The 26,782-nt window shown below is 68.6% G+C and carries 29 protein-coding genes and 2 pseudogenes; 16 read left to right on the top strand and 15 right to left on the bottom strand.

Annotated features, from left to right (window positions below):
* Nucleotides 1-450 precede the first annotated feature (450 nt).
* Nucleotides 451-1,281 (top strand): DUF4240 domain-containing protein, encoded by an 831-nt coding sequence (locus ABT158_RS49675; RefSeq protein WP_352366252.1) that lies wholly within the window; start codon nucleotides 451-453, stop codon nucleotides 1,279-1,281.
* 306 nt (nucleotides 1,282-1,587) lie between these two features.
* Here ABT158_RS49675 and ABT158_RS49680 read toward each other — a convergent pair whose 3' ends face one another.
* The 4 genes from ABT158_RS49680 to ABT158_RS49695 all read right to left on the bottom strand — a co-directional run bounded on the left by ABT158_RS49680 (nucleotide 1,588) and on the right by ABT158_RS49695 (nucleotide 4,502).
* Nucleotides 1,588-2,235, bottom strand: a complete 648-nt coding sequence (locus tag ABT158_RS49680; protein WP_352366254.1) for a hypothetical protein — start codon at nucleotides 2,233-2,235, stop codon at nucleotides 1,588-1,590.
* 31 nt (nucleotides 2,236-2,266) lie between these two features.
* On the bottom strand, nucleotides 2,267-2,728 hold the full coding sequence (locus ABT158_RS49685; RefSeq protein ID WP_352366301.1) for a 2'-5' RNA ligase family protein: 462 nt from the start codon (nucleotides 2,726-2,728) through the stop codon (nucleotides 2,267-2,269).
* Nucleotides 2,729-2,863: 135 nt separating this feature from the next.
* Complete coding sequence (locus ABT158_RS49690; RefSeq protein ID WP_352366256.1) at nucleotides 2,864-4,132, bottom strand: GDSL-type esterase/lipase family protein; 1,269 nt, start codon at nucleotides 4,130-4,132, stop codon at nucleotides 2,864-2,866.
* Between the two features lie 64 nt (nucleotides 4,133-4,196).
* On the bottom strand, nucleotides 4,197-4,502 hold the full coding sequence (locus ABT158_RS49695) for a hypothetical protein (protein ID WP_352366258.1): 306 nt from the start codon (nucleotides 4,500-4,502) through the stop codon (nucleotides 4,197-4,199).
* A gap of 498 nt (nucleotides 4,503-5,000) precedes the next feature.
* Between ABT158_RS49695 and ABT158_RS49700 the strand changes: the two genes are divergently transcribed.
* On the top strand, nucleotides 5,001-5,414 hold the full coding sequence (locus ABT158_RS49700) for a hypothetical protein (protein ID WP_352366260.1): 414 nt from the start codon (nucleotides 5,001-5,003) through the stop codon (nucleotides 5,412-5,414).
* A 387-nt stretch (nucleotides 5,415-5,801) separates the two neighbouring features.
* Nucleotides 5,802-6,116: a hypothetical protein gene (locus ABT158_RS49705; RefSeq protein WP_352366262.1), complete on the top strand. Its 315-nt coding sequence runs from the start codon at nucleotides 5,802-5,804 to the stop codon at nucleotides 6,114-6,116.
* 28 nt (nucleotides 6,117-6,144) lie between these two features.
* Here ABT158_RS49705 and ABT158_RS49710 read toward each other — a convergent pair whose 3' ends face one another.
* Entirely contained in the window at nucleotides 6,145-6,861 is a 717-nt protein-coding gene (locus ABT158_RS49710; RefSeq protein ID WP_352366264.1) for a hypothetical protein, read from the bottom strand.
* A gap of 66 nt (nucleotides 6,862-6,927) precedes the next feature.
* Nucleotides 6,928-7,620 carry an ArsR/SmtB family transcription factor gene (locus ABT158_RS49715; protein ID WP_352366266.1) on the bottom strand — a complete coding sequence of 231 codons (693 nt, stop codon included), beginning with the start codon at nucleotides 7,618-7,620 and terminating at the stop codon, nucleotides 6,928-6,930.
* Between the two features lie 1,241 nt (nucleotides 7,621-8,861).
* Here ABT158_RS49715 and ABT158_RS49720 point away from each other — a divergent pair.
* Both ABT158_RS49720 and ABT158_RS49725 read left to right on the top strand, forming a co-directional pair.
* On the top strand, nucleotides 8,862-9,434 hold the full coding sequence (locus tag ABT158_RS49720; RefSeq protein ID WP_352366268.1) for a hypothetical protein: 573 nt from the start codon (nucleotides 8,862-8,864) through the stop codon (nucleotides 9,432-9,434).
* Nucleotides 9,435-9,812: 378 nt separating this feature from the next.
* Complete coding sequence (locus ABT158_RS49725; RefSeq protein WP_352366270.1) at nucleotides 9,813-10,856, top strand: hypothetical protein; 1,044 nt, start codon at nucleotides 9,813-9,815, stop codon at nucleotides 10,854-10,856.
* Between the two features lie 528 nt (nucleotides 10,857-11,384).
* Here ABT158_RS49725 and ABT158_RS49730 read toward each other — a convergent pair.
* Nucleotides 11,385-11,507, bottom strand: coding sequence for a hypothetical protein (locus ABT158_RS49730; RefSeq protein WP_352366272.1), 123 nt, complete (start codon nucleotides 11,505-11,507; stop codon nucleotides 11,385-11,387).
* Nucleotides 11,508-11,583: 76 nt separating this feature from the next.
* Nucleotides 11,584-12,537, bottom strand: a complete 954-nt coding sequence (locus ABT158_RS49735) for a helix-turn-helix domain-containing protein (protein WP_352366274.1) — start codon at nucleotides 12,535-12,537, stop codon at nucleotides 11,584-11,586.
* A gap of 192 nt (nucleotides 12,538-12,729) precedes the next feature.
* On the opposite strand from ABT158_RS49735, the gene ABT158_RS49740 reads away from it, so the two are divergent.
* Nucleotides 12,730-13,131: a DUF2690 domain-containing protein gene (locus tag ABT158_RS49740; protein WP_352366303.1), complete on the top strand. Its 402-nt coding sequence runs from the start codon at nucleotides 12,730-12,732 to the stop codon at nucleotides 13,129-13,131.
* Between the two features lie 27 nt (nucleotides 13,132-13,158).
* Nucleotides 13,159-13,596: an RICIN domain-containing protein gene (locus tag ABT158_RS49745; RefSeq protein ID WP_352366276.1), complete on the top strand. Its 438-nt coding sequence runs from the start codon at nucleotides 13,159-13,161 to the stop codon at nucleotides 13,594-13,596.
* Between the two features lie 325 nt (nucleotides 13,597-13,921).
* On the opposite strand, the pseudogene ABT158_RS49750 reads toward ABT158_RS49745, so the two are convergent.
* Nucleotides 13,922-14,281: pseudogene (locus ABT158_RS49750) on the bottom strand (transposase family protein); the annotation flags it as partial.
* Nucleotides 14,282-14,341: 60 nt separating this feature from the next.
* Here ABT158_RS49750 and ABT158_RS51410 point away from each other — a divergent pair.
* Nucleotides 14,342-14,476 (top strand): hypothetical protein, encoded by a 135-nt coding sequence (locus ABT158_RS51410; RefSeq protein ID WP_502911637.1) that lies wholly within the window; start codon nucleotides 14,342-14,344, stop codon nucleotides 14,474-14,476.
* 397 nt (nucleotides 14,477-14,873) lie between these two features.
* Here the strand turns inward: ABT158_RS51410 and ABT158_RS49760 are convergent, their stop codons facing one another.
* Nucleotides 14,874-15,497 (bottom strand): DJ-1/PfpI family protein, encoded by a 624-nt coding sequence (locus ABT158_RS49760; RefSeq protein WP_352366278.1) that lies wholly within the window; start codon nucleotides 15,495-15,497, stop codon nucleotides 14,874-14,876.
* 55 nt (nucleotides 15,498-15,552) lie between these two features.
* On the opposite strand from ABT158_RS49760, the gene ABT158_RS49765 reads away from it, so the two are divergent.
* From ABT158_RS49765 to ABT158_RS49785, 5 genes are all read left to right on the top strand, one after another.
* Nucleotides 15,553-16,929, top strand: a complete 1,377-nt coding sequence (locus ABT158_RS49765; RefSeq protein WP_352366280.1) for an aminotransferase-like domain-containing protein — start codon at nucleotides 15,553-15,555, stop codon at nucleotides 16,927-16,929.
* A 709-nt stretch (nucleotides 16,930-17,638) separates the two neighbouring features.
* Nucleotides 17,639-18,073 (top strand): DUF3237 domain-containing protein, encoded by a 435-nt coding sequence (locus ABT158_RS49770; RefSeq protein WP_352366282.1) that lies wholly within the window; start codon nucleotides 17,639-17,641, stop codon nucleotides 18,071-18,073.
* 53 nt (nucleotides 18,074-18,126) lie between these two features.
* Nucleotides 18,127-20,892 (top strand): helix-turn-helix transcriptional regulator, encoded by a 2,766-nt coding sequence (locus ABT158_RS49775; protein WP_352366284.1) that lies wholly within the window; start codon nucleotides 18,127-18,129, stop codon nucleotides 20,890-20,892.
* Nucleotides 20,893-21,036: 144 nt separating this feature from the next.
* Nucleotides 21,037-21,441, top strand: a complete 405-nt coding sequence (locus tag ABT158_RS49780; RefSeq protein WP_352366286.1) for a hypothetical protein — start codon at nucleotides 21,037-21,039, stop codon at nucleotides 21,439-21,441.
* A gap of 165 nt (nucleotides 21,442-21,606) precedes the next feature.
* Nucleotides 21,607-22,431: an enoyl-CoA hydratase/isomerase family protein gene (locus ABT158_RS49785; RefSeq protein ID WP_352366288.1), complete on the top strand. Its 825-nt coding sequence runs from the start codon at nucleotides 21,607-21,609 to the stop codon at nucleotides 22,429-22,431.
* A gap of 3 nt (nucleotides 22,432-22,434) precedes the next feature.
* On the opposite strand, the gene ABT158_RS49790 is transcribed toward ABT158_RS49785, so the two are convergent.
* From ABT158_RS49790 to ABT158_RS49805, 4 genes are all read right to left on the bottom strand, one after another.
* Nucleotides 22,435-23,157: a type 1 glutamine amidotransferase family protein gene (locus tag ABT158_RS49790; protein WP_352366290.1), complete on the bottom strand. Its 723-nt coding sequence runs from the start codon at nucleotides 23,155-23,157 to the stop codon at nucleotides 22,435-22,437.
* A 332-nt stretch (nucleotides 23,158-23,489) separates the two neighbouring features.
* Nucleotides 23,490-23,666: a hypothetical protein gene (locus ABT158_RS49795; RefSeq protein WP_352366291.1), complete on the bottom strand. Its 177-nt coding sequence runs from the start codon at nucleotides 23,664-23,666 to the stop codon at nucleotides 23,490-23,492.
* Between the two features lie 69 nt (nucleotides 23,667-23,735).
* Complete coding sequence (locus ABT158_RS49800) at nucleotides 23,736-24,665, bottom strand: MvdC/MvdD family ATP grasp protein (RefSeq protein ID WP_352366293.1); 930 nt, start codon at nucleotides 24,663-24,665, stop codon at nucleotides 23,736-23,738.
* On the bottom strand, nucleotides 24,662-25,303 hold the full coding sequence (locus ABT158_RS49805) for a TIGR04500 family putative peptide maturation system protein (RefSeq protein WP_352366295.1): 642 nt from the start codon (nucleotides 25,301-25,303) through the stop codon (nucleotides 24,662-24,664). Before ABT158_RS49805 ends, ABT158_RS49800 begins: the two co-directional genes overlap by 4 nt.
* A 131-nt stretch (nucleotides 25,304-25,434) precedes the next feature.
* Between ABT158_RS49805 and ABT158_RS49810 the strand changes: the two genes are divergently transcribed.
* The 3 genes and pseudogenes from ABT158_RS49810 (at nucleotide 25,435) to ABT158_RS49820 (ending at nucleotide 26,192) form a co-directional block, all read left to right on the top strand.
* On the top strand, nucleotides 25,435-25,695 hold the full coding sequence (locus ABT158_RS49810) for a GNAT family N-acetyltransferase (RefSeq protein ID WP_352366305.1): 261 nt from the start codon (nucleotides 25,435-25,437) through the stop codon (nucleotides 25,693-25,695).
* Nucleotides 25,696-25,753: 58 nt separating this feature from the next.
* Nucleotides 25,754-25,894, top strand: a pseudogene (locus tag ABT158_RS49815) (transposase); the annotation flags it as partial.
* A gap of 109 nt (nucleotides 25,895-26,003) precedes the next feature.
* Nucleotides 26,004-26,192 carry a hypothetical protein gene (locus tag ABT158_RS49820; protein ID WP_352366297.1) on the top strand — a complete coding sequence of 63 codons (189 nt, stop codon included), beginning with the start codon at nucleotides 26,004-26,006 and terminating at the stop codon, nucleotides 26,190-26,192.
* 272 nt (nucleotides 26,193-26,464) lie between these two features.
* Here ABT158_RS49820 and ABT158_RS49825 read toward each other — a convergent pair.
* Nucleotides 26,465-26,782, bottom strand: a 318-nt coding sequence (locus tag ABT158_RS49825) for a dihydrofolate reductase family protein (protein WP_352366299.1), incomplete at its 5' end; no start/stop codon positions are given.

The following is a 26,782-nucleotide window of genomic DNA, read 5'->3' on the forward strand; positions in this document are numbered from 1 at the left end:
CGCTGAACGCCTTCGCCATCACCTTCGAAGGCCGCCTGACCCCGACCACTCGATAACTAATCAAGATCGAGATACACCGTTATCTAGACAGACCCGCGCTCGGGTCTACAACGTCGGCGGCAGTATGACCGTCCACGAGGCCCCGCCGAGCTGATCACCACAGGGCGATGCGGCTGGGCCGGGCTGGGCGGTGTAGCAGCGGGGACAGACGACCACCGTGGCGCTGCCCGGGGACCTTCCAGCGATACCGGCCCAGACGCGCGCGCCGGCAGCGGGTGAGCGTGCCGTTCGGCAGCAGCCCGCCCACCGCGAGCGGGCGACCACAGCAGGAACGGGTCCATTTCGGCGGCCTCTGGTCCCCGTCGACCACGCGCCCGTCGACGGTGGCGAACCGCACCCGGAATCCGGAGATCTGGGCAGGGCTTGCGGCGGCTGCCATGATCAGGCCCCATGGACATCGACGGCTTCTGGGACCTGGTTGAACGCTCCGCTCAGGAGACCGCTACCAGACAGGAGAGAGTGAGCTGGTTGGAGGAGCATCTGTCCCGCCTGTCGGCTGAGGAAATCGTGGACTTTGAGGCATGGTTCACGCTCTGCGCCAACCGCGCCTGCACCTGGGACATGTACGCGGCCTGCTGGACCATCACCGGCTCTGGATCCTCCGACGGCTTCGAGTACTTCGTGGACTGGCTGATCAGCCTCGGCCGCGGCCCCTTCGGCAAGGTCACCGAGTGTCCCGACCGTCTTGTCGAACTTCCCGAGGTGCAGCGGCTCTTCGAACTGTCGCGGAACTTCTCCCACCAGCGGACCTCGGCGTCCAAGGACGGCGCCGTCCAGCTCGTACGGCTGACACGGGTCCGGCGTCAGCGCTGGCCAGATGAGGATTGGCCCGAGTTCGAGTCGTTCGCCTACGTGGCCTGCCACGCGTATGAGCGTGTCATCGGGCAGGACACGGCCCACCCAGCGGAAGCCGTCCAGGCGCGCGGAATCACCAGCGCCTTTCCCTTCCTGAGCTTCCTCGCGGAGCCGGAGGACGAGGCATGGGACTTCAGCGACAGGGCCGAGTACACACGCCGGCTTCCCGGCCTGGCCCGCCACTACGGGATCACCGAAGAGCCCCGGGAACACGACGAGCCGAGCCCTGCCCGCACGCGTTATACCCCTTGGCCTTACGGTCCGGCATGGGGAGAGGAACGGACTCGCGCCTGGTTCTTCCACCGCAACGGTGAAGGAGGACGCCGCACTCGAGAGCGACGCCATCGCTCTTACGGGCCGGTTTAGCCGGTCCGGTGGTCCACGCCTCAGCGGGGCATGTTCATGCGCATCGTCGAGGCCAGCCCGCGGGTCAGGGCGTCCGAGCGGGTGCAGGACCGGTGTTTGCGGCGCCGAGCCCCCATTTGGATACCTCAGCGGGGCGGGTGTGAGCGACTTCCCGCCGACCGCGAGCGGGAAGTGACCGCGTACATGTGGTTGCGGCTGAGCGACGCGGAGGCTGCCTGTGATGCCCCCAGGCTCCGTCTCGGCCCTCTCCGGGCCTGGGCATCCCTCGGGTGAATGATTCTGATTCCACCAAAGGAGAGGCCCTACTCATGGCAGGCGTGGACGACGTGCCAGCACGGCCGGAACAGGGCTGTACCGGGCCACAAGATCGGCCAGCGGCGCATCGATGAAGCCGAGCATCGCCATGATCGCTTCGTGATCGGCGTTCAGATGCCGGTGGTAGATGGGAGCGTGATGGGCGATCTTGTTGCGCAGCACGCGCAGGAAGTCCAGCTTGCGGTGCAGCGCGTGGCGGCCACCCCGATATCCGGGAAATGCCTGGTAGAGCGTTGTGCGCCACAGGCGCTGGTCGTAATTGTTGCCGCGCCCGATCAAGCTCACCCAGAACCCGAACGGCAACTCGGCGACCACTTCCGACGGGGTGGGCGCCAAGCCTTGCCGGCCCAGTTGATGAACGGCTTCGCGGATCTTGGCCACCGCGCCGTAATGCAGATCCACTCCAGGGTGATCCCACCAGTCGTCCCGGCCGAACAGCTGGAACATGCGCTGATCGAGAACGCTGCGCAAGACGAGCTCCAGGTGCTGCAGCGGCCCGTAGAACGCGGCGGCCACCTCGGTGTTCCAGCAAAACAGCCGCAACGCGGCCACCCGATCGCCACCGCAGAACGCCTCATACTCGGGCAGCCGGGCCTGCGACAGCAGCCGATGCAGCCGCTGGGCCTCGGGCTGATCCACCGGCTCGCCTCTTCTCGCCGGACCCGGCGTGCTACCGTAGGTGCCATAAGCCCCGGGATTGCCTCTGCTCGCAAGCAGCCCGGGGCACAGCTGTCTCTGCGGTCATGTCGCGCCCGGCTTCCAGGCGCGAGAACGCGGCAAGACTAGCATGATCATCTTTCGGTTGCCGGACTTTCGCCGCCGGCTCCTGCCGGTCGGCGACCGTGAGGTGGGGGACGATCGAGGCGAACCGGCCTTCGTAAGGCGGGGCCTCGGGCCACCGGGCGGCGACCGCCTCCGTCAGCTCCCGGAACGGCCGCTCCGGGCCGGGCGCGAGGTAGAGCACGCCGGGGAACCTGCCGCATCCGGCGAACCGCACGTCGAACGCCGCATGGGCGGCGATCAGCCGGCCGAGCGCCACCTCGTCCAGCCGGTCGCGATCGAGGAACGGGTAGAGGATCGTCACGTGGGCGGGGACGCCGTCGGCCGCGGCGGCGTCCAGGCGGGAGCGCAGGGGCCGACCAGCGGTTCGGCTTCGGGGATCGTGACCACGAGCGCCGTTCCGCCGGCTCGGTACGTGGCCGGTTCCGTGGGGGCACGGTTAAGGTTCGCAGGGCGTCCGTGGCGCCGGCCACTGGATTACCGTCCGTCAGAGCAGGCGGCGCAGGTCGAGGGCGGCGGCGATGGCGTGGGCGCCCGCGTCGTCCGGGTGGAGACCGTCCATGAAGACGTAGCCGGGTCTGGGCCGGTCCGGCGCGGCCGGGTCGGACATCGCGCGGTCGGCGTCCAGGACGACGTCATAGGCGCCGCTCGTCCGGATCCAGTGGTTGAGCGCCACCCGGGCCGCCTCGATCTCCTTCGTCCAGAACGGGAACAGCGCCCCTCGCAGCGGGATGACTGTGACGCCGACCGTCCTGATCCCGCGGGCGCGGGCGGCGGCGATGAGCCGTCGGTGGCCCGCGATGAGCTCCTCCACGCCCACCTTCGGATCGGGCTTGGCGCACGGGTCGTCGAGCCCTGGATGGGCCAGGTCGTTCGCGCCCAGGTGGACGACCACGGCCTTGACGCCCGGACGGTCCAGCACGTCACGTGCCAGACGGTCCAGGGCCCGGTCGCCGAAGCAGGGGGAGTCGTTCAGCAGCCTGCCGCCGGCGATCCCGGCGTTGACGACCGAGGCCGGGCTGCCCGCGGCGACGAGACGTTCGGCGAGCTGGTCGGTGAACCTGGTCTCGGAGCCCGCAGTGGAGCCGACGCCGTCGACGAGGGAGTCGCCGAAGACCACCACGGCGGGCACGGCGGCGGCGACTTCCACCCCGGTCAGGTAGTACCAGGCGGCGGTGGACTCGGTGAACGCCCTGCCGCCCAGGTCCGACAGCCGGTCGCCGGCGGCCCGGTAGGAGGTCGCGGTGGTGAAGCGGTGGAAGGTGGCCGGGCCGGTCGCCTCGGGCAGGCGCAGCGTCACGGCCAATCGTTCCAGCGGCGAGGTGGGCAGCGCGACCGGGTCGCTGACGGCCTGGCCGCCGGGCGGGATCTCGGTCCGCGTCCGGCCGCCGAAGCGCAGCGCGCGCGAGGTTCCCGGCCACACTGCCGCGCCGCCGGCCGACCTGCCGACCGTGGCGCCGGAGAGCGTGAGCGGCTTGGTGCCGTACCGGTTGGACAGGCGTACCCGCAGTTCGGGGGCCGCCGCCGTCACCCTGATCACCTGCCGGAGCGTGTGGTCGCCGAACCCGGACAGCGACCAGTTCGGGCCGGTGTCGGCGGTGCCCTTGGTGGGACGTTGCATCGCGCTGCCCCAGGTCGCCGTCCAGCTCCCGGTGTCGGTGCGTGCTCCCGCCGCCGCCGCGGGCTGGGCCGCGGCGGTCAGGATCAGGCAAAAGGCGGCGGGCGCCAGTGCCCGCCGCCATCCGGTCGATCTCATGTCGAACTCCCTGCGTGACGTCGATGGTCACGGGAGATCTTCTTGATCGGCGCCGGGGGCCGGATCAGCCGAAAGTGTGATCCTCCGCGCCGTTCGGCCGATCGGCCGCGCCCGGGCCGGACAGCAGCCCGACGTCGCCCGCGTGCATCGGCGGGTGGTTCTTCTGGACCACCGAGGGTGGCGCGGCGGGCGGCGCGAACGCCTCCCGCACCGACACCTGGCCGGCGGGCGTCATCCCGTCGCGGACAGGGATCTGGCTGGGGGCGGTGGCCCAGTCGATGCCGCCGTCGGGCCGCAGCCAGGCGGGCGGCTCCGGGTGCGCAGGTTGTGCCTCGGCCGGGGCGGAGTAGAAGGGCCAGGCGAACCACATGTTCCCCGAGGGCACCCAGCCGCCGTATCAGTCCCCGTTGCTGACGTAGCCGCCGCTGTAGCCGAGAGCATCGTCTCCGCGTCCGGGTAGCCGACCTCGTCGCCGAGCACCAGGCGCTACACGAGCGGTACGAGCAGGCGGAGTCCGAGCTGGCAGGCGAACGGCCGGTTCCGGCCCGCCCCCGCCTCGTGGAGGGTTCAGCGTGCGCGCACTCCGCAGATCGACGGTCGTCGTGGCGCCCACGTAGGCGTGCTTCAGCGCGCTGGCGAGCTCGGCCAGGTGCTCCAGCCGGCTCGAGTTCCAGCGAAGTCAGCACAGGAGTGGCCGCGCCTGCTCCTACGCCTGCCCGTCGAGCAGCCGGGATCGTCCACGGATGATCGATTTCCGGCAATCGCCCGGTTGACGGAGGGGCTCTTCGGTGCCCGGCCGAAGAGCTTGTGCGGGCTCCGGCGCAGAGGTTCGATGCGACCGACACACTCCACCCCCCAGGGAGGCATCATGAAGCGGCTCTTACGAACCGTGGGCGCAGCTGTGGCGGCCGTCGGAACGCTCTTCCTGATGGCGGGGCCCGCGCAGGCGGCCAGTGCATGGGCCCCGATGTACAAGGGCTGTCAGAACTACGTCGCCTTCTACATCGACAGCTACGACCGGATGGCCGGCGAAGCGGCCCAGCTCTGCAACGGCACAGCAGTCATCATGCGCCCCGAGATCACGGTCGTGTACCGAAACCGGTTCTACAACCTGATCGGCAGTTGCACCTTCACCACCTACTGCCAGACAGGGCGGCTGTACGTGCCCCGCGAAAGTGGCTACTGGTACACCGCGACGAACGCGGGGACCGTAGGGCAAGACTTCGCCTGGCCCGACTGGGCTCACGCCAGGGTTGGAGTGTCGGGTGGAGTCCGAGGCTGACGACGAGCAGGCGCCCAGGTGCAGGTAACCCGGTAGGTAACCCTCAGTCTTTGCGCCCATGCGTCAACACCACTCCACCTCGGTAGTCAACGGCCGTCCTCCACACCGCGGCCGAAATCGCCGTCGTCCAGTCCTGCACGTACCAGAGCACACTTCGGCAGTAGCCGACGGCGCATGGGACGTGCGGGACTGCCGCCCGCGAGCAGGGGATGTACGAATTGAGCATGGATGGCAGCATCCTGGAGAGCTGATCACTGTGGCGCGAAGTCGTTCCCAACCCTCACCGGTCCACTCACCGCAGGCCTGTGCTCCAGCACACAGGCCAGATGCTGCTTGGTCGTTCACCCGCCACGGGAACGCCCCCAAGATCGACCTCTCATCGCGCGTGTGAGCGAACTCGGTGAGCAGGTCGAGCACCTGCGGATCAGCTGCAAGACCCTCATCTCGCTGGCCGAGGAGGACCTCGCCCCGACCGAACCGCTCGCGCCGCCGGCGGTCCCCGGCCACCCTGCTTACCAGCAGATTCTCACCGTCTTCGGCGACGCCGGCGGCTCCCTGCGCGCCCGTGACCTGGCCATGGCCCTGGACCTGCTCCTGACGCGCAACGACATCCAGAACCTCCGTGCCAAGCTCAAACGCCTGGCCAGCCGCGGCATCCTCGTCGAGACCGAACCGGGATTGTTCATCCAACCGCGCCCATAGCCCGAATGACGAGTCCCTGACCGACCGCTTACCGACGCGCGTCTGCTTGCACGCCTCCAGCCATCGCCTCTGGCACCGAGGTTGTGGCCAGATGATCCTGGAGCTCACGGTGGCGGAACTGGTAGGCGATTCCAGCGGTTCGCAGGAGCCCGGCGTGGGCGTTGCACCAGTGCAGGAAGCGCCCCAGCCGCCAGGGCAACCCGCTAGTAATCAGCAACATGAGATACCTCATCATCACAGGCCCCCTCTCGAAGAGGGTTGTGAGCCCGAGCGCGAGCCCGAGCGCGAGCCCGAGGGTGAGCCCGAGCGCGAGCCCGGCTGCGTGCCGACTCCAGAGCAGCCCCAAGGCCGCCAGATGGCATCCGTCCCCGAGCCATGCGGCGAAATCGTTGAACAGGGTCATCCGTGGGTCGAAGCCCTTACAGAAGCCATCAGCCGCAAGACCCGTCAAGATCCCGAATGCCAGCCCCACCAAGAGCCCGCACGCCAGCGCCAACGCGAGCCCCAAGGTGTGCGCCGCCACGAACCCACCCGCCAGCCCGACCGCAAAACAGAACGTCACCTTCGCTCGACTGCGGCCGGTCTTGAGCCGCGTCAGGTCGATGGATACCGGAAGGGGCCATGGGTCATCTTTCCATGTCGCGATGAGGCCACCGCCGCAGGCCAGTAGGACCAGGATCGCGAACGGCCAGGGGCGGATGGTCACGGCCAGCGGTGTGAGCGTCAGCAGGATGGCCGCGGCCAAGAGGCGAGTCAGGGTGCGAGGACTGTTGCCCGCCAAAGGCCACAGCTCGTGACAAACCTGTTCCCTCTACCCGGCATCGCCCGAGCAAGACTCCCGTACGGTCTGCCGGGCGGGTTCGAGGTGATCGGCGAGCCGGCGAAGAGCGACCGCGAGCCGGTGGCGCAGGCGGCGGAGAGCACGTCGGCGGGAGCGCGAGGGGATCACGTGCAGGCGCGCGGCCTCGGTTCGCCGCTCAGCAAGGTCCGGGATCTCGCTCGACTCGACGCGCGACCGGGTCAGTTCGCGCCACGGCTTCAACACGGCATTGAGCTGGTCGGCGAGCTGCGCGAGCTCCTCCTTGGTCAGCCGTAGGTGACGGCTGCTTCCGAAGGACGCGTGACGCCAGTCCTCGGGAAGCGCCATGTGTGTGCGTTCGAAGTCGCGTAACCGCTCGAACTGGTCAATCACCCACTGCGAGATCCACGCCTGCAGCGCGGCCCTGGCCTCCGGCGCCTCGAAGTCCCGGACCAGTGCCCACCCGCTCAAAGCTGCCCGTACCCAGCGTTCCCGGCTGTCCCGGGCGAGCTCCGGCACGTCCTCGATCAGCCCGTGTCTCTGCATCTGCCGCAGGTGGTAGCTCACCTGACCGGGGTCGGCATCTGCCCGCCTGGCGAGTTCGCCGACCGTGACCGGCCCGATCCGGAACAGAAGACTGAACAGCTTCATCCGAAACCGGCTGGTCATGACCTTCAGCACGTCCACGTTGTCGATCTGTTGCATGGCCTCGACGGTATGACCGGCAGGTGAAGATGCTCAAGGCACCTACTGGATCTTGAAAACCCGGCGGCGTGGCGGAGGAGTCGGCGCTGGCGTGGTCGTGGCCGGCCATCCGCTCGCCGGTTGCCGCGTCGATTCGTGCTACGGCTCAGCGACGGCGGCCAGGTTCACCACGCGTACATCGCCGTTCTGCGGCCAGAAGGCGACACCGCTGCCGGACGACCACTGCCGGCCACCCGACGGCAGCCGGGCGCCCTAGAAGGTCACGGTCTTCCGTGTGCGTGCGTCGTAGATCTCGCCGGAGCCGGTGAAGAACCGATCCCGGTACGGGTAGTCGCGCAGCTGGGGTGTAGGAGCTGGATCTGTCGTGACGGAGGGGCCATGGTCTCCGTGTCCGGCGAACCGCTCAGACGCCGATGAAGAGTTGCGGCAGTTGCGCCAGCATGCGGTGGACATCGCGGTGTCGTTCCCGCCGATCGACTTCCTGCCGCACCGCCGCCCGCAGTTCGGCATGAATCTCCTCAGGCGTGCGTCCCCCCGGCTACTTCGGCCGCCGGTTTGCTCAGCGCGTCGTCTGGGTCAATCCGCGGAGGCACCCATCCGGCGGGCGCGGGGCGCTCAGGCCAGTCAGAGTCGCTGGCCTTGCATCTGGCCTCAACGGCGGCGAGAGCGGCTGCGGAGAGCGTGGCTTCCACACGCAGGCCGTCGACGGACTCCACAGTGCTCTCGTTGTAGCTGAAAACGTTCTTGCGCAGCGGCGCCTCCTGCAGGCGACCCTGGAGCCACTCGTGAACCGGGGTTGAGACTGCGGACAGCCGTTGGCGGTACCCGTGAGTAACTTAAATGGACCCTTCGACAGGGTCCGGTCGTGATGAGCAAGGGCGGACCCGGCTGGTCGGGCAGTAGCCCGGTCAGAACCGGGCCCGCCGGCCGGGCGAACAGCACCGCGGGAACCGCCGCCGCGACCAGCTCCACCGGCAGCGGGTCGGCCGCGAGCGTGGAGACCAGCAGCGCCCCGTCGGCGTCGCCCTGCTGCAGGTACGACACGATCTCCGCGCGGCTCTGCGCGGTGTCCGCGAACATCAACACTCGTGATGGACCAGGACAAGCCGCCCAGGATGGTGGCAGCCCGGGACAGGAGAAGAACAGCCGAAGCGGGAAGTAGGCATGCTGTTGTCCCACTCTTCTTCGGATCTGGTCCAAGCAGCCCGCAGCGCCGATGGACGGACAGTAATCGAGAGCGCATGGACATCGCTCTGCCCGGCCTGGCCGACGAAGGCCACGCCGACCTGGTGCGCGACAGCCTGATCACTCTGCTGACGGTCATGCGGCCGGACTGGGGCAGCCGTCAAGCCGTCGCCGAGCGCCTGCGCTTCGCCGAGCAGCCTCTGGGACTCTCCCTGCCGCAGCTCTGCCTGCGCACCGTCACCGCCGCAGTCACCCCCAACTCGGCACCAGACTCCTTCATCAGCACCACCCCGGCCGATGCGCTCCGCCACCTGGCCAGTCCTGAGCGCACCTCCGAGGCGATCACCCAGCTTCGCCGCCAACTGGCCGCCAAGACGACCAGCCGAGCCCCAGCATCTGCGTCGCCGGCGTCAAAGCCACAGACGGGCGGTGAGCATGACGATCCGGAACAGGTCGCCGCCGACCGGGCGATGCTCGCCCAGGCGATGGCCGAGGCTCGCCGCAAGCACGACACCCGGCTCTGGGCCAGGAGCCAGCGCGTCGGCGAGCATCTCGACGATGTCCCGCACGCCCTCGACGAGTTCGCCGGTGATGATCTCGCGGAGACCGGTCCTCACAACACCCGGTAGCGCTCCCAGACCTCCCGCAGCCGCGCGCCGCCCAGCAGGTCGGACCCGTGGCCAGCCGCGCCCGCGCCCTGGAGGCCGCCTCGGCCTCGCGAGAGCGGGGCACGGACACGAGCACCCGCAGCCCGGTGCTGATCGTGGTGGCGGTCCGCGAGCCCGCGGTGAGCAAACCCGGCGTGCTGGGCGTCGATGTCGCAGGCATAGAGTCGCAGGCATAGACAGGAAGAGCGCTCGCGTCGCCTGATGAGCGCAGGGTCGGTCGCGGAGTCGAGGGGGAGCACCGTCCAGCGCGTCGTCCTGCTGCCCGACTCCAAGTCGGTTCACATCGTGATCCAAGTGCGCGCCCGCAGGATCGTCTCGTCATCGAGGAAAGGACGAGACATGCGGGTATGGGGTGCCGTGGTAGCCGCGGCCGCGCTGTTGCTGGCTCACGCGGTCCCGGCTCAGGCCGGGGCTGCCGAGGATCGGCCGGTCGTGTCGGTGGTGCCGATCGGGGCACAGCCGCCGTCGTTCAGCGGCGTGTGCTCGCCAGGGGTGAGGTTCGACACCAGCGCCACGATCACCGCCGACGGGCCCGGCAGGGTGATCTACCGGTGGGGTCGCGGCTACGGGGGCTGGAGCGAGCTGGTCTTCACCGAGGCCGGCTCGAAGACGGTCACCGGCCAGGTCTACCACTACACCGGCGTGGGGACGCGGAGCCTGCCGCTGTTCGTGCAGGGCGCCAACGAGGTGGAGACGGCCGTCACCTTCACCCTGGGGTGCGTCGACCCGGTCCCCGCTGAGCCGCAGATCCAGCCCGCGCTCGACTACGTCGGCCGATGCGGCGCCGACGTCATGCACACGATCAGCGCCCAGATCAGCTCACCGATCGCGCAGACGGTCCGCTACCGCTGGCGGGGCTACTACGACCGGCCACTGCCGGGCGGGCTCGGGGACGAGCGCGAGATCGTCTTCACCGAGCCCGGCACCAAGACCGTCAGCGCGCCCTTCCAGCGCATGCCGATCCCGCAGACCAACGCCGGCAACACCATCGGGGTGCAGATCCTCAGCCCCGGCGCAACGAGAGGCCCGGAGGTGTATTACCGTACGACCTGCGTGAGTGCGGAGTTCACCACGATGACCCGCACCATCGGTAATTGCCGGACCGGCATCCCGTACAAGTACGTGATGAGCGGCTACGTCGAGAGCAGCGCCATCGGGGAGATGTCCTACGCCTGGGCCCGGTACGACAATCTGGAAGGCGTGTGGACCCGCGACCCGTGGAAGCCCATGTCCTTCCTCGACGACAACAGCCCCGGCCGGCAGAACGTCAGCAAGACCTGGACCACGGACGCCGGCGGTTCAGGCGTGTGGCGGCTGGAAGTTCTCGGCACCGACGGCACTGTCGTCTCCCAGAGCCGCCCGTACAGCGTCCCCTGCGTTTGACGGTTCAGCGGGTCCCAGATTCGCTCTAGAAGGACCGCGGCTCGAAGACCCGTGCCGTTTGTCTCAGGCCCCCAGACGCAGGCCCAGCAGACGCCAGACCGCCTCGCGCGGGGTTGCGGCCAACGCCGAACCGCACGCCATGATGGCCCGGGTCTCCTACAGCGGGTGCCACCGGAATACGGCCGGAACGGGTCGCGTCCGGCGAGAACCGCAGGTCAGAGGGTGGCTTCGCAAGCCAGGGTTTCGGTCGTGGATCGCGGCCCTCTACAGTGGGGCCGGGTTGCGCCCTGCGGTTGCTCTGCTGCGCTGGCCTGCGTAAACCCGCTTTCGGGAAGGCGCTTTCAAGGGGGCGGGGGCTCTCGGCGGTGCTGGTGGTTGGATGCTGAAGGGTGTCCGGGGCCGGTAGGGGGTCCCGGTAGCAATGTAGAAATTTCCAACGAAGTAGTGTCTGGCCTGCGGTAACGCGCGAGTCTCCGACTGGCGTCTCGGTTTGATCACAGTGTTGGATCATGGCCGAACGGCCTGCGCCTACGCGGCCAAGGCGCCCGTCTGCGCGACATCGCCGCCAAACTCGTCATCACCTTCGGCGCCAAGAAAGGCCAGCATCCCTCCGCCGCCACCGTCTTGCGGATGCTGCGCGAGCACGACCAAGCCGGCGAGCAGACGGCCGCGCTGGAGGCCGCCCTCTGACCTGCTCGACCGGCGCGACCACTGACTCAGAGGCGGATCACCGGCGGTGTTGGTAGAGGTCGACGGCGATCTTGGCTGCGTAGTTGCCGTCGTCGGTGTCGACCACCTTTATCACGGCGACGTCTCCGGTCTTGCGGGAGCGCAGGCAGAAGAACGTTCCTGGGGGTACCTGCCGGAAGCGCACGCCGTACCGGGAGGCGGGCGAGGCCTGCGCTGCGCACCGGTCAGGTGTCAGGGACGGTCCGGTGGAGACGTAGATGTCGGTGTCGTCGGGAATCTCGAAGGCGCCACGTCCGTCGCCTCCGCTGTTGGTGCTCATCGACCACGGTCCGTCTCCTTCGGCGACCACGCCGGTTCGGAGATCGAAGTAGAAGTTGTAGTTCGGAAGCGGCAGCCGCCGGTCCAGGTAGACGGGGGCGTAGGCCGATGTGGGTGATGGAGTGGCGGTCGGCGGAGGAGTCGGTGGGCGCTCTGCTTCCGATGACCACGGTGATGCGACGGCGATGATGACGGCGAGCGCGATCACCGCCGTGGCCCCGGCGATGATCGGCCAGCGGCCGACCAGCCGTCTCGGCTGGTTATCGGCCGCGGCCTCACCGGATTCCTCTGCGATGAGGCGCGGCTCGTCCGCGGCGGTGATCAGGTCGGGGTGGGCGCGTTGCAGCTCGGCGTGCAGCTTGTTCCAGCGTCTGCGCCATTCCTCGACGTCTCCCCTGCAGGCGGCCACGAAGGCGAGGGTGACTTCCAGGGTCGGCAGGGTGTGTCCGGCTGCGGCGCGGGAGAGCACCGAGGGCGAATAGTTCGCCTTCTGGGCGAGCTGGCGGTAGGTCGGCGTTCCGGGGGCGTCGATCCGCAGCTCGCGAAGAGCGAGGGCGAATTCCCGGAGCGGCCCCTTCGGGACGGGTGTCTCTCGCCTGCCCATCGCCACCCCGATCGCGTTGTCCAGGCGGGCTGTCCACCGCAGTATCTGATCTTCGAGCGGACGGGTCAAACGGCCGGATGTTCGATTGTTTCAATGGTGCGGAGTTGTTTTGCCGGTCCCGGGAGATCTTCCCTCGTCTCGGGGCGAGCGGTGACAGTCGAGGTCGCACATGTCGGACGCTCTCATCCCCATCGGAGGAAGCAGATGCACTGATCGTTGGTCACCGCGGCGTTGGCTCTCGGCCTGGTCCTGGCCGCCCCCGTGGCCTACGCACAGGACGGACCGGGCCACGGGCAAGGCGATCAGTCGCCTACCCGCGCGGTCAAGGACTGCTCGCGCAGCGGCTGCAACGGAGAGGATCCCGTGATCCACCACTGCAGCGACGACGCCCGGACGACCTACCGATACCCCACCCGGCTCGGCCTGCTGGAGCTGCGCTACAGCCCTGCATGCACTGCCTCCTGGGCGCGGATCACCGGGGCGGCGGAAGGGACGTGGTTCTACGTCCAGTCCTGTCGTGGGGCGTACACGCAGACCTACCAAGTCCCGGCCGGCTACAACAATGCCTACACCGACATGGTGCCCGGGTCCTCGAACCTGCGCGTGGGCAACCATGCCGGTCACAGCGCCTGCACGGGACCGTCGGAGGCAACGCGGGGGTAAGCCCCGCATCCCCTCAAGGAGAAGCACATGATCCGATCACGCCTTCAGCGGCCCCTCGCCATCATGGTGGCGCTGTGCGCCATGACGACAGCATTCAGCAGCCCCGCCCGTGCACTGGCCTACGCGGGGCCGATCATGAACTACAAGTCGGACAGGTGCATCGGCATCGCCGGAAGCGGCAATGCAGGTCAATGGACCTGTACGGCGGCGGCCGACCAATCATGGGACTGGGGCGGCGGAGTTCTCTACCGCCAACTGGTGAACGGCCAAGGAAAATGCCTGGGCGTCAAGAACAGCGACCGCACCCAGGGCGCGCAGATCGTCGCCAGGTATTGCACCGGAACCCTCGACGAGTTCTGGAAACCTGTCAACGATCCGGCCACGCTCACGTACGTCCTCTACAACAAAACTCCAATTTGGTACTCGCCGTCCAGGGCGGCAGCACGGGCAACGGCGTGCTGCTAGTGCAATGGAACTTCCAGAGCCACAGCGACCAGCGCTGGATCGTCACGCCTGCGCCATAGCGATTCGAGCGGCCGGGTAAGGCACCCCTTCCAGGACTTCATCACGTCCGTTCCCTTGGAGGAGTGGGGGCCGTGTAGATGCGACTCATACCGGCCTCTGAGAGCGTCGGTCGTCCTGGACGACTTACGCCACGGCGGCCGCCGGTCGCCGGCGAGCGGCCAAATGTGACCTGCAACGAAGCGTGACCGGGAATCTGCAGCACTATTTGGCCGCGTACGTCACAGACAGCAGCCGACCAAGGAAGCGTCGACGCAGTGACGTGATCTCAGCCAATTGCCGGCAGGTAATCGTGCTCGAAATGGGTGAGGACGAGTGCCGCGCGTGCGATGTCGCCGATTCTGCTGGGGCTGGCGGTGATGTGCTGGAGGGTCCGCCAGCGGCCTTTGAGCAGGGCGAATCCGCGTTCGCCGAGACAGCGCAGGGCGCGTAGAAGCCGGTTGAAGGTGCGGTTGTCCGGGCTGAGGATCTGGTTCCCATCAGGCTGCCTGATCGGCGTATGAATGCCGATTCCGGCGCCGTCATGGCCGCTGTCGGCAAGAGTCGGCAGGCCGGCTGCGGCAGCGGCGTGCAACGCGCCCAGCACGTGTGTGCGGGCGGCGGTCAGGTCGTGCACGGAGCCGGGCTCGGGCCTTCCCCCTTGAACGTGGACACCTCGGAGACTGGATCTTGAGGTCCAGGGGAAGAGATGTCCCTGATGGTGATGAAGAACTACCCGCCCGAGTTCAAGGCCGACGCGGTGGCGCTGGTGCTGTCGCCGCCAGGCCGACTTGATCGCCTTACGATGCCGGCGGATCACTCCGGCGACGTAGTTCAGCGTTGAACGCGACAAATCGACGGCGGCACGATAAAGCAGCATCCGAGGCCCCTGGTTGTGACGGATCTGGTTGTGGTGATCAATCCATCTACCAGGGGTTTCTTACGTCGTCAGGCGATCGCCAAGCTCGCGATCAGGCTGTGACCAGCGCCCTGCCGCCAGGGGGTGAAAAAGCCTCACTCTAGGCAGATCGGATGTCTTAGCACTCTTGTGATCTTGGCTTGATGATCGCGTTTCGATCAGGGTCTCTGATCGTCCATCTTTGCTGCTGCTCTTTTCATGGCGAACCGCGCGTGCTGTTCGCGACGTGACCGAAAGACGCCCGAGGGCGCCACAACCGCGAACGAGCGGCCAGGCCGCCGGGGCGTGGCTGCCTGGCCGGCCGCTGCTTGCTGCTCGCCGTTCAGACGAGCGCTGGTGTGGGAGCGGGCAGGTAGGGGGTGATGTTACGCCAGGCGCGCTTGACGTATTCCTCTTTTTCGCCGACCGGGGCGACATAGTGCAGCGCGCTTTCGGCGGCGTCGTTGCCCTCGAGGCGGGCGATGATCCAGACGGCGAGGTAGTGCGAAGCCAGGCAGCCGCCGGCGGTGGCGATGTTGTCCTTGGCGTAGAAGGGCTGGTTGAGCACCTCGACGCCGCCGGCGATGACCCAGGGCTTGGTGGTCAGGTCGGTGCAGGCGGGGATGTCGTTGAGCAGGCCCAGCTTGGCCAGCACGAGCGCGCCGGAGCACTGCGCCGCGATGAGTTGGCGCGAGGGAGCCAGGCCGCGCAGGATGTTCATGATCGCCGGGTCTTCGACGACGTCGCGGGTGGCGATGCCACTGCCGACGATGACGGCGTCAGCGGTGCACGCCTCCTCAAGAGTGGACATCTGTTCAATGACCACCCCGTTCATCGACGTCACCTTGGGGGCGCCGGTGGCGATGGTGACACGCCAGTCGTCGGTCTTGACGCGGTTGAGTACTCCGAGCGCGATCAGAGAGTCGAGCTCGTTGTAGCCCTCGAAGGTGAGGATGGCGATGTGCACGACGGATGTCCTTCCGCATAGGTGGGACGGGTCTCGACGGTAAGGACCCGCGACCATGACGGTCAAAGAATTGTCATGGATACAATTTCGGCACATGGCAGCCTCGCGGTACAAAAAGCTGGTCGACGCGCTCGCATCCGACATCCGTACGGGGCGGCTCGCCGCAGGCATGCGGCTGCCGACACACCGCGGGCTCGCCGCCCGTGAGGGCATCGCCGTGGTGACCGCGACTCGGGTGTACGCCGAGCTGGAAGCGATGGGTCTGGTGAGCCGGGAACAGGGCCGCGGCACGTTCGTGCGTGACATTGCGGTTCCCGCCGGTCACGGCATCGATCAGCTGGTCGTCGCCACGGACGCGGTCGACCTCACCTTCAACTATCCGTCGCTGCCCGGCCAAGCCGATCTCCTACGGCAGGCCCTGCGGGAGGTGGCCGCCTTCGGTGATCTCGACTCGCTACTGCGCTACCAACCACAGCGAGGGCGTCCCCAGGACAGAGCCTCGATCGCACGGCACCTGAGGCGTCGAGGCATCACCACCGACGCCGATCGGATCCTTATCGTCAACGGTGCCCAGCAGGGCCTGGCCATCACTGTCATGGCCGCGCTCAACGCCGGCGACGTCGTCGCGGTCGACGCACTCACCTACCCGGGTTTCAAGGTGCTCGCGCACGCCCTTCGACTCGACCTGGAGCCCATCCCCACCACCACCGACGGGCCGAATCTCGATGCCCTCGAGAAGCTATGCGCAACCCGCCCTGTGCGCGCGATCTACACCATGCCCACCTTGCACAACCCTCTGGGCTGGGTCATGCCGGCAACCGACCGCTCCCGCCTGATCAAGATCGCTCGGCAGCACGGTCCGCTCATCATCGAAGACGCCGCATACGCCTACCTGGCCGAGGACCCTCCACCGCCTCTGCTTGCAACCGCGCCGGACATCACCGTCTACGTCTCGGGATTGTCCAAGAGCGTCGCCACTGGGCTCCGGGTCGGCTTCGTCGTCGCCCCGCCGTCTATCGTGCCCTCGCTCGAACGCGCGATTCGGGTGACCACCTGGAACACCCCCGCCCTCACCACCGCCATCGCCTGCCGCTGGCTCGACGACGGCACGGTGGACCACTTGGAAGCGCAGAAACGAGACGACGCCAAGGCCCGCCAGTCACTAGCCAGACAGGAGTTGGCAGGCCTACCACTCATCAGCCACCCCTCGTCCTACTTCACCTGGCTGGCGCTGCCCGACGACGCACGCGCCGATCGCCTGACCGCCACTCTCGCGCGCCGGCACATCTCGGTGACCACAGCGGAACCGTTCACCACCTCGACGCACACGCCGCAGGCGATCCGCCTCGCTCTGGGCTCGACCGATCTGGAGCGTCTCCAGTCGACGTTGCGTACAGTGCGACGAGTCGTCGTCGAAGACGCCTACACCTGAACTCCCCTCGACGGCCAGCCGATTCCTGCCCGCACCGACGTCTGCGCACGAAAGTCCGCAGGCCGAGCGGCGTTGCCGCTCACGGAGTCGTCAGTCGGTCAGGAGGCCAGACCAAGTACGAGGGAATGGGGCAGTGTCCCCTCCCACCTCGGAGAGGCTACTGATCAGTGGGTACGGCGACGGGGCGCCAGGACCGCGATGACCTTGGCGATGGCTTCAGCACCGGGCTTGATCTAGCGCATGGCAGTGCGGGGGGTTCTTGTGCCGGGTCTTGCCCATGATGAGCTGCAGCGGCACTTCGTCGTCGCCGAGGTGGGTGGCGGCGCTGTGGCGCAGCTGGTGCAGGTCGAGCCCGAATGTAGGCCCATGAGTCGGGGTCCTGCCCGATCATGCGGGGCTTGGGGCGGGGCCTGCGGGTGTCGGCTCGAGCCTGGGCCGCGTGCGGCCGGTACTGGCCGCCTAACCGCAGGCCAGGGTGCTCTTGGGACTGCGATGACATCTGGTGACGAGCCCGGGAAGCACGTCAGGATGAGGCGGGTCCGTTGACGGCCAGGATGCGGTAGACACCGCTGCTGCCGCAGAACTGTCATTTCTGTGAATGGGATCATCCCATCGCGCCGACCGAGAGGCGAGGTGATCAAACGAGTGGGCAGCACACCAGTGGGTCACACGGGCGCGAGCCACCGGCCCGGCGCATCAGGCTGGATGAATGATCAATGAATTGCCCGGCCCGACTCTCACACAGGTGCTTCGCCTGCACATCGTGCGTGGCGCCCCTCTCGATCTCGGCGACACCGGATACGGCAGGCGCGTGATCGTGCCTCTGACCGGCGGCCGGTTCACCGGTCCCGAGCTCAACGGCAACCTGCTGCCCGAAGCCGCCGCCGACCGGCAGCTCACGTTCCCGGACGGCACGATCCTGGGCGATCTGCGATGCACGCTGCGCACCGACCTCGGCCACCTGCTCCAGATGCGCTCACACACGATCGCCTACGGTGATGCGCCGGGCGAACTACCGATCCGCGCCACCACGCGATTGGAAGCCACCGACCCCCATCTTCGCTGGGTCAACCGGGGAGTGTTCATCAGCGTCGGATCCCGCCGTGGCGACAGCGCGATCTACGAGACCTATCTGGTGTCATGAGTCGCTCCACCGCGACAGATCGCCACCATCGCGCTCAAGGTCATACTGCTGTCATGACCGACAGCTCTGCCGCCGGCCCGCCCCTGCTCGGCCGTCAGGCCGAGTGCGCCGCCATCGACATGCTGCTCGGGCGCGCCCGTGACGGACATGGCTCGGTTCTGGTCCTGCGCGGTGAGAGCGGGGCGGGCAAGAGCGCGTTGCTGGAGTACGGCACCGCCCGCGCCTCGCTCTTCCGCATCGCCCGGGTGGCGGGCGTGGAGTCGGAGTCGGAGCTCATGGGCGCCGGGCTGCAGCGACTACTCGGAGCGTCGCTGATCGAGCAGGCCCAGCACCTGCCCGGCTCGCAGCGCGACGCGCTTCGCGTCACGTTGGGGCTGCAGGACGGACCGGCGGCCGACCGGTTCCTGGTCGGGCTCGCCGTCCTCGGCATGTTGAGCGAGCTCACCGACGAGCGTCCGCTCCTGGTCATCGTCGATGACGCGCAGTGGCTGGATGCGGTCTCGGCGCAGGTCCTCGCCTTCGTCGCCCGGCGTCTGGCCGCCGAGCGGGTGGCGATGCTGTTCTCGGTGCGTGAGCCGAGCGAGGACACCGAACTGGATGCCCTGCCTGACCTGCTCGTGCAGGGCCTGGGCGCGCACGACGCCCGCCGCCTGCTCGGCTCGGTGCTTCCCGGCGGCCTGGACGATCAGATACGCGACCGGATCGTCGCCGAGACGCGCGGCAACCCGCTGGCGTTGCTCGAACTGCCGCGCACCATGACGCCTGCGGAGCTGGCGGGCGGGTTCGGGGTGCCGGATGCCCGCATGCTGTCCGGCCGCATCCAGCACAGCTTCGTGCGGCGGATCGAGGCGCTGCCCGGCGACACCCGCCTGCTGCTGTTTGTCGCGGCTGCCGAACCAGTCGGCGACATGCTGGTGCTGATGCGCGCATTGGAGCATCTGGGCATCGCCATCGGCGCCGCCGGGCCCGCCGAGTCGGCGGGTCTGATCGATCTCGGCCCGGCACTCGCCTTCCGCCACCCCACGGTCAGGACCGCCGCCTACCGGGCCGCGCCGCCCGAGGTACGCCGTCGCGGGCACGCGGCGCTGGCCGAGGCCACCGACCCGGACTCGGACCCTGACCGTCGCGCGTGGCATCGCGCGCACGCAACGGCGATGCCGGATGAGGACGTCGCGGCTGAGCTGGAGCGCCGCGCCGTCCGCGCACAGGCCAGGGCGGGCGCCGAGGCCGCTGCCGCGTTCTTGGAGCGGGCGGCGGAGCTGACCCCCGACCCGCGCCTGCGCGGGGTGCGGGCCCTGGCCGCCGCCCAGGCCAAGCTGGATGCGGGCGCGCTCGGCGCGGCCGAAGCGCTGCTCGCGCTGGCCGCGATGGCGCCGCTGGAGGCGGCCGAGCGGGCGCGGCTGGAGCGGGTGCGCGCCCATATCGCGTTCGCCCGCACCCGAGGCAGCGACACCCCCACCCTGCTCAGCACGGCGGCCCGGCAGTTGGAGAGCGTCGATCCCGAGCTGGCGCGTGAGACGCATCTGGAGGCGATGTGGGCGCTGATGCGCAGCGGCCGGTTCGGCCGCCCCGACGGCGTGCTGACCGCCGCCGGCGCCGCGCTGGCACCGGTCCGCGACCACCCGGTGCGGGCCGTCGACCAGTTCCTCGACGTGCTCGTCACCCGCGCCACACACCAGTACGCGCAGGTGCTGCCGTCAGTAGGCCGCGCGATCGCGACGTTCCAGCGTGAGGGGTTCCGGCGTGAGAACATCGCCTGGTGCTGGCTGGCCTGTCAGCTGGCCATGGACGTGTGGGACGACGACGCCTGTGCGGCGATGGCCGGCGGGCTGGCCGAAGTGGCGCGCGAGCGTGGCATGCTCGCCGTGCTACCGTTCGCGCTGAACTACTCCGCCGCCCACCAGCTGTTCGCGGGCCGTTTCGATCTGGCCCAGCAGCTCCTCCAGGAAGCCGACTCGATCACCCAGGCGACCCGCAACGTCGCCATCGCCGACTTCTCCATCCTGCTCGCCGCCTGGCGCGGGGACCGGGAACGAACCCTCGGTATGCGCGATCAGATCATCGCCGCGGCGACCGCCCGCGGCGAGGGTTTCGTCGTGGAGGCGGTGGAGTGGGCCGCCGCGACGCTGCATCTGGGCTACGGCGAGTACGGCGCGGCCGCCGAAGCCGCCCGCCGGGCCGCAGAGCCGGACGGGATCGGGTTCACCGTGTGGGTGCTGCCCGAGCTGATCGAGGCCGCCATCCGCTCCGGCGACCAGGCCACGGCCCACGAGGCCTTCCAACGGCTGGAGGAACGTTCGGCCACCAGCGACACGCCCTGGGCGCGCGGCATCGAAGCCCGCTCCCGGGCCTTGCTGAGCCAGGACGGCCAGGCGGAGGAGTTCTACCGGGAGGCGATCGAGCACCTGGCCCGATCCCGCGTCGCCGTCCACCACGCCAGAGCCCAGCTGATCTACGGCGAATGGTTGCGTCGGCAGAACCGACGCGTGGACGCACGCACCCAGCTCAGGGCCGCCTTCCACGCCTTTGACGCGATGGGAACGCAGGCGTTCGCCCAGCGCGCGGAACGGGAGTTGCGGGCCACCGGGGAAACCGTCCACGAGCGCAGCCAGGGCCGGAGCGTACGGCTGACCTCGCAGGAGGCGCAGATCGCCCGGCTAGCCGGCGACGGGCACACCAATCCGGAGATCGCCGCCCGCCTGTTCGTCAGTCACCGCACCGTCGAATGGCACCTGAGCAAGGTGTTCACCAAACTCGACATCACCTCACGCAAGGACCTGGCGCAAGCACTGCGAGCCGCCGAACCGGCGACGGTCTGACCGCACTCCACCCGGCCCCGTAAGGGGCCCGGGGGAGGGCCAGGGAGTGGCACGGGCGCGAAGGCCGGCGGCCGGGCGCGATCGTGAAGACATCACCGCCCAGGCGCCCGGACCGTGAGCCCGGGACCACGACAAGGAGCAGAGATGTCCGCCAATGCCACCCCCACCGCCTCCCGTCCCCTTCGCAGGAGCATCACCGTCGCGCTGTCCGTCGTGGCCACCGCGGCCGCCCTGCTGGTCACCGCCCCCGCCGCCAGCGCGCAGGGCAACTGCACCCATTACGGGCAGGAGGGCTGGGGACAGATGTTCACCGACAACAACTACCAGGGCGACTGTTTCGAGTGGACGCTGGGGAGCGGATACATCGAGCTGCCCGCCTACATGAAGAACAAGGTCTCCTCGCTGCGGATCTGGACTGGCTGGCCGCAATACGGCGCGACCCTGTACGACTACGACGCGAACCCCATGCAGTTGTTCTCCGTCGGGCCGAACGAGTGGTGGCCGAGCCTGCCCGGCTGGATCAACGACAAGGCCGATCACGTTGCCTGAACCCCGATGAGTTTCGCCGCCTGATGCGTGGGGCGGTGCGACGAGACAGGAACCTGGAGCAGGTCACTAGCGACTGCCCGAACGACGCGGGGGCGGGCGGATCCCCGCCCCCGCCATGCCGTGCGGCTCAGAGGCCAGGCCCTGTCACCGAGAGGATGAGTAGTCATGTCCTATACGACTCTGCGCTCTACGCACACCGATCAGGGCGTGCTGAGCGTGGTGATGGACGCGCCGCCGAGGAACCTGATCGGCCCCGAGCTCGTCCGCGACCTGGTGGACCTGGTCAGCGAGCTGGAAACCGGCCAGGACATCCGGGTCGTGGTCCTGGAAAGCGCAGACCCCGACTACTTCGTCCCGCACGTCGACCTGACCAAGGTCGCCGCCTACACCGCCGAAGCGGCCAAGGCAGGCGGCCCCGGCGACGCCTCCCTGGGGATGCTGTGGCATCGGCTCAGCGAACTGCCGGTCGTGACCATCGCGAAGATCCGCGGCCGGGCGCGCGGGGCGGGCAGCGAACTGGCGCTGGCCTGCGACATGCGCTTCGCCGCCCTGGAGAACGCCGTGCTCGGGCAGATCGAGGTCGGCACCGGCGCCCCTCCCGGTGCTGGCGGCATCCAGCACCTGGCCCGGCTGCTGGGAAGAGGGCGGGCCATGGAGGTGATCCTCGGATCCGAGGACTTCGACGCCCGTACGGCAGAGCGGTACGGCTGGATCAACCGGGCTGTCCCTGACGCGGACCTGGACGCCTTCGTGGCCCGCCTCGCCCGGCGGATCGCCTCGTTCCCCGCCGAGGGGGTCCGTACGGCCAAGCGGGTCCTCAACGAGCTGACCCTGCCAGCAGCCGACGGCTTCCGCGCGGACGCGATCCGCTTCCGAGACCTGGTCACGGCAGAAGCCGCCCAAACCAGGATGAAGACCCTCTTCGCCCAGGGACTGCAGACACGAGGGCCGCTCGAACTCAACCTGGGCGACCGCCTCGGCGACCTGTGAAGATCAACGCAAGGTGAGACCGCTCCCTCGGTGGACGACCCCGAGAGCACGCTCGACCGTCTCGTCGTTCTCTCCAACTGGCGCGACATAGTCGAGTACGGCTTGGGCCGCCGCCTCGCCGAGTGTGCGGGTGATCACCCACGTGGCAAGGTACTGCGAGGCCAGGCACCCACCCGCCGTCGCTATGTTTCCCCGGGCGTGGAAGGGCGCATCCAGGACCCTGACATTCTCCGCCTCGACGAACGGCCGGCTCGTCCGGTCGGTGCAGACCGGCATGTCGCCCAGCAACCCCAGGCGGGCCAGCACCAGCGCTCCGGAACACTGCGATCCGATGAGCTGTCGGCCTGGGTCGAGAGGCAGCATGGACAGCAGCCGATCGTCGGCCACCACGTCGCGGGTCTTCACCCCGCTCCCGATGAGCACCACATCGGCCTCGGTCACGAACTCGATCGGCCGCTGCCCGGTCACCGGAACGACGGGTTCAACGAACTGGACAGCTTCATCGCCTCGGCACTGATCAACCGGTGCCGGGCCGACGGGCTGGAAGCCTTCATCACCACGCCGACGCCCGTCGTCACCTCGATGAACGGTGGCCACGAGTCCGATCGGGCCCGCCTTTCCGGCGATCAAGTCGTGAGTGCCCAGGTCGCCGGTCGCGGCTCTGACGTCGATGCCGCGTTCGCGGGCCGCCACCTCGGTGAGACCCACGCCGTCGGCGACTCGCATCCGCTCGTCAGGGTCCAGGACGCGAGCCTGCGGGCCCAGCCCGACGTGCTCCAGTCCGAGATGGTGATGCCGTCGGCGGCGGAAGCCCCCGCGACAGCCGCGGGACGCCTCAAGCTCCGCCAACGGCGAGCGACCGATCCGAGGCCTCGATCACGGTCACGCCGAAGGCGGTCATATGACCATGCGGCACCCCCGTGCCGTTTCGCACCCGTGCCCGCCCCGGGGCGTAGGCCAGGGCCCGTCCCTGGTGCCCCCACCGCGTCGAACCGCGCTTGGAGGCCGTCGCCACACGGGCGTGTGGCGACGGTATGGCGTCGTCGCCGGGGCGCTTCTCAGTAAACCATGGGGTCCTCGCCGGGGGCGAGGTTCTCCTCCACGTAGTTGTCGACCCCCCAGTAGCTCCAGTCCATCCACATCTCGCGCGGCATCCCGCCGTTCACCCCGGCGAGAACGCTCTCGTCCAGCTCGGCGCCGACGCTGTCGAGCTCGGCGAATGTGGTCTTGCGCATGATGACCTCCTTGTGATCTCTGCGGTTGAAGCCCAGTCTCATCGGCATCCCTTGGAAACCGCTTGGAGATCAATGGCAGTCGGTGAGGAGAAGGTCGGCCATAGCGTCGCTGATGGGCAGCCCTGTGGCACGTTCCAGCCACCGCCACTGCCCGCCCAGGTTGATCTCCAGGAAGACGTGCCGCCCGTCGTGGGTGAGGATGAGGTCGATCCCGCCGAAGCTCACGCCGAGCCGCCTGGTGAGCTCCAGGCACCGCTCGGCCACCTCGTCAGGCAGCTCGTAGGGGGACAACTGGCGGGCCTTGTGGTCATGTCGCCGCCAGTCGAAGCGGGTGCGGTTCGACGCCTGCGAGTCGATGGCCACCGCGAACAGCCGCTCGCCGACGACGGTGACGCGGACCTCCTGCCGTTTGGGCACGTACTCCTGCACGATCACCGGGGTGCAGCGCAGGCCGGCCACGTGCAGCACGTCCCGCGTCGAGACCTGCTGCGTGGGACGGGCCAGCCGCGCCACCTGCGGCGCGTTCATGGCCTTGTGGACGACGCGCCCGTCGTGCCTGCAGTAGAAGTCGAGCAGGTCGTCGGGGTCGTTGGTCACGAGCGTGTCCGGCACGTCGAATCCCACCCGCCCGGCGACGGTGAGCTGGTACGGCTTGCGCTGCGCCCGTCGCAACAACGTGAACGGCGCGGGCACCGAACGGCATTCGAGGCTGTCCCAGAGCGCGTCGGCGAAGACCTCCGCCTCGCGCAGCAAGTGCCGCCGCACCTGCGTGCCCGCGATCACCGGTTCGAGCTGGTACGGCATCAGGCGCCGGAACCAGACCGACGTGAGCCGCCTGAGTTCGATCTCGCCGATGCGATGCTGGTTGGCGGTGAGCGAGGCGGGGAAGTCGGCGCTGCGCAGGAGACGCGGACGCGCCCCCCGACGTTCCAGGAGGGTGGCGACGTGGGTGGCGTGGCTGTCGTGGTTCTGGGCGACGACGAGCACCTCCGGCTTCACGCCGGCCCCCAGAACCACTCTACCTTCGCCGTGCGCCGCCGTTCTCGCAACCACCCCTCCAGGTCCGGCATCCGGGTACGCAACCAGGCCAGGGCCGCCTGCTCGGCGACGAGGTCCTCCAGCGCCTCGTGACTGAGCCCGCGCTCGGCCATCCACACCTCGGTCGCTTTCACGGTGAGCAGGCCGCGGGCGCGGCGAAAGGCGTCCATCGCCTCCTGCAACGCGGCGGCATCGAGCTCGGCGGGCTGTTCCTCCAGCAGGCCGCGCAGCAACGCCGCCTCGACGATGCGGTCCATGAGCGGCCGTTCCTGCCAGAGGAAGTCGAGCAGCGCCACGGCCTGCTCGACGCTCACGTCCATGCCGTTGACCCGGCACAGCACCTTCTCCGAGACCCGGTGCAGCCCGCGCAGCGGCCATGGCAACTCCTGCCCCGCCGTACGCGACAGGGAGACGGTCTCGCCGTCGGGCGTACGGGCGAGCAGGTCGTAGTGGAGCGACCCGTCGTACTCCTCTCGCTGCCACAGCAGCCGGAAGACAACAGCGGGGAACCGGGCCCGTAATCCGTCCAGTCGCTCGCGAGCCTCGGGGGGTTCGATCCCGTCCAGGCCTCTTAGGAAGTCCAGCGATTCCGTCAGCATGCGAGACAGCGTGCCGTCCGCGACTTGTGAGCCGGTGGGGCATGACTTGGACCTGAGCGCCCCTACGGGAGCCGGCGGGTTTCGGCACGTAGCGCGGTAATGGTGCAGGAATCAGCGATGCTGATGGGAAGCTGGTTCGTCTACGCGCCGTCGAACCTGCGGATTTCGAGAGCATATGGCGCTGGAGTCACGACCCCGAGGTGATGCGCTGGATGAGCGGCGGCTATCCCAAGTCGTTCGCACAGGCGCAAGAGCGGCTGGCGACGGCGACGCGCAACAGCCATGAGAATTGCCGGTTCACCATCGAATCGCTCCACGATCAGCGTGCCGTGAGGTTCGTCCGGCTGAGAGCGGGTTTGAGAAGATCGTTTATGTACGACGTGGCAGCGTGACGGCCAGCTCGCGGGTGGCCAGGGTGACTGAATGCCCCCGTAGCGCTACCCCTCAGACTTGGCCGACGCCCAATGGGACCTCATCGAGACTCTGCTTCCCGAGCCCAACAGCGGCGGCCGTCCAGAGAGGCACCCATGCCGGGAGATCGTCAATGCCATCATGTACGTGGTCCGTTCCGGCTGCCCGTGGCGGTATCTGCGCACTCGTCGCCGTCGACTGAGCGACCGGCGCCACCTGAGACGAGATCGCTGCCGTTCTGTTGTCAGGCCCGACACCCCCCGCCGCTACCAAGCCTGACCGCATCCCTGTGAACGCAACCGACGACAGCTGCGGCACCTGGAAGTTCATCACCCACCACGCCCGCGTGCTGATCGAGATCGCTCGCGCTCCAGAGGCGAGGACCCGCGACATCGCTGTCGCGCTGGGCATTACTAGCCATGTACGTGAGTTGCGGAGGTGTTTGTTGCTGGGCAGGGAAGGCGGTTTCGTGTGGTGAGGGGTGATGTCGCCGAGTTTTGACGGCAGTGGGACTCTTGCGGTGGGAGAGTCGGTGTGCTTCTCCCGTTTGGGGCTCCATGCGCATATCGGCGACCAAGGTCGAGCCTTATGCGGCGATTCGTAACGTTTGCCCTGGCCGCTACCGGCGCCTCGGGGCGATGCCCCCCGTCGACATGTCCGTGCGTTCGGGGGCACGGCCAGCGCGGTCAACGCGACTCCGAGCCGTCGTTCCGTCGCGAGGGAGCCGCCAACGTGTCGGGATAAATCACGTCAAGCCGTAACTCGCGTGGGCCGGTATCGCAGGGCGATTGCCCCCGACCGGAATTCACGGCGGCCCAGGGGCTCGAGGTGGATGCGCTCGCGCAGACCGGCGAGCAACGTCGGCCCGTGTCCGGCAAGGACCGGCTGCATAAGGAACTCGTACTCGTCGATCAGTCCCAGATCTGCCAATGCCAGGGGGAGCGTCACGCCACCTACCCACAGGCCCTCGCCTGACTCCTGCTTGAGCCGCTGAACCGCTTGCCCGAGGTCGCCTCGCACCAGCTCGGCATTCCAATCGACCGCGCTCAGGGTGCTCGACACGACGTA

Source organism: Nonomuraea sp. NPDC001636 (assembly GCF_040298265.1).
GTDB lineage: Bacteria > Actinomycetota > Actinomycetes > Streptosporangiales > Streptosporangiaceae > Nonomuraea.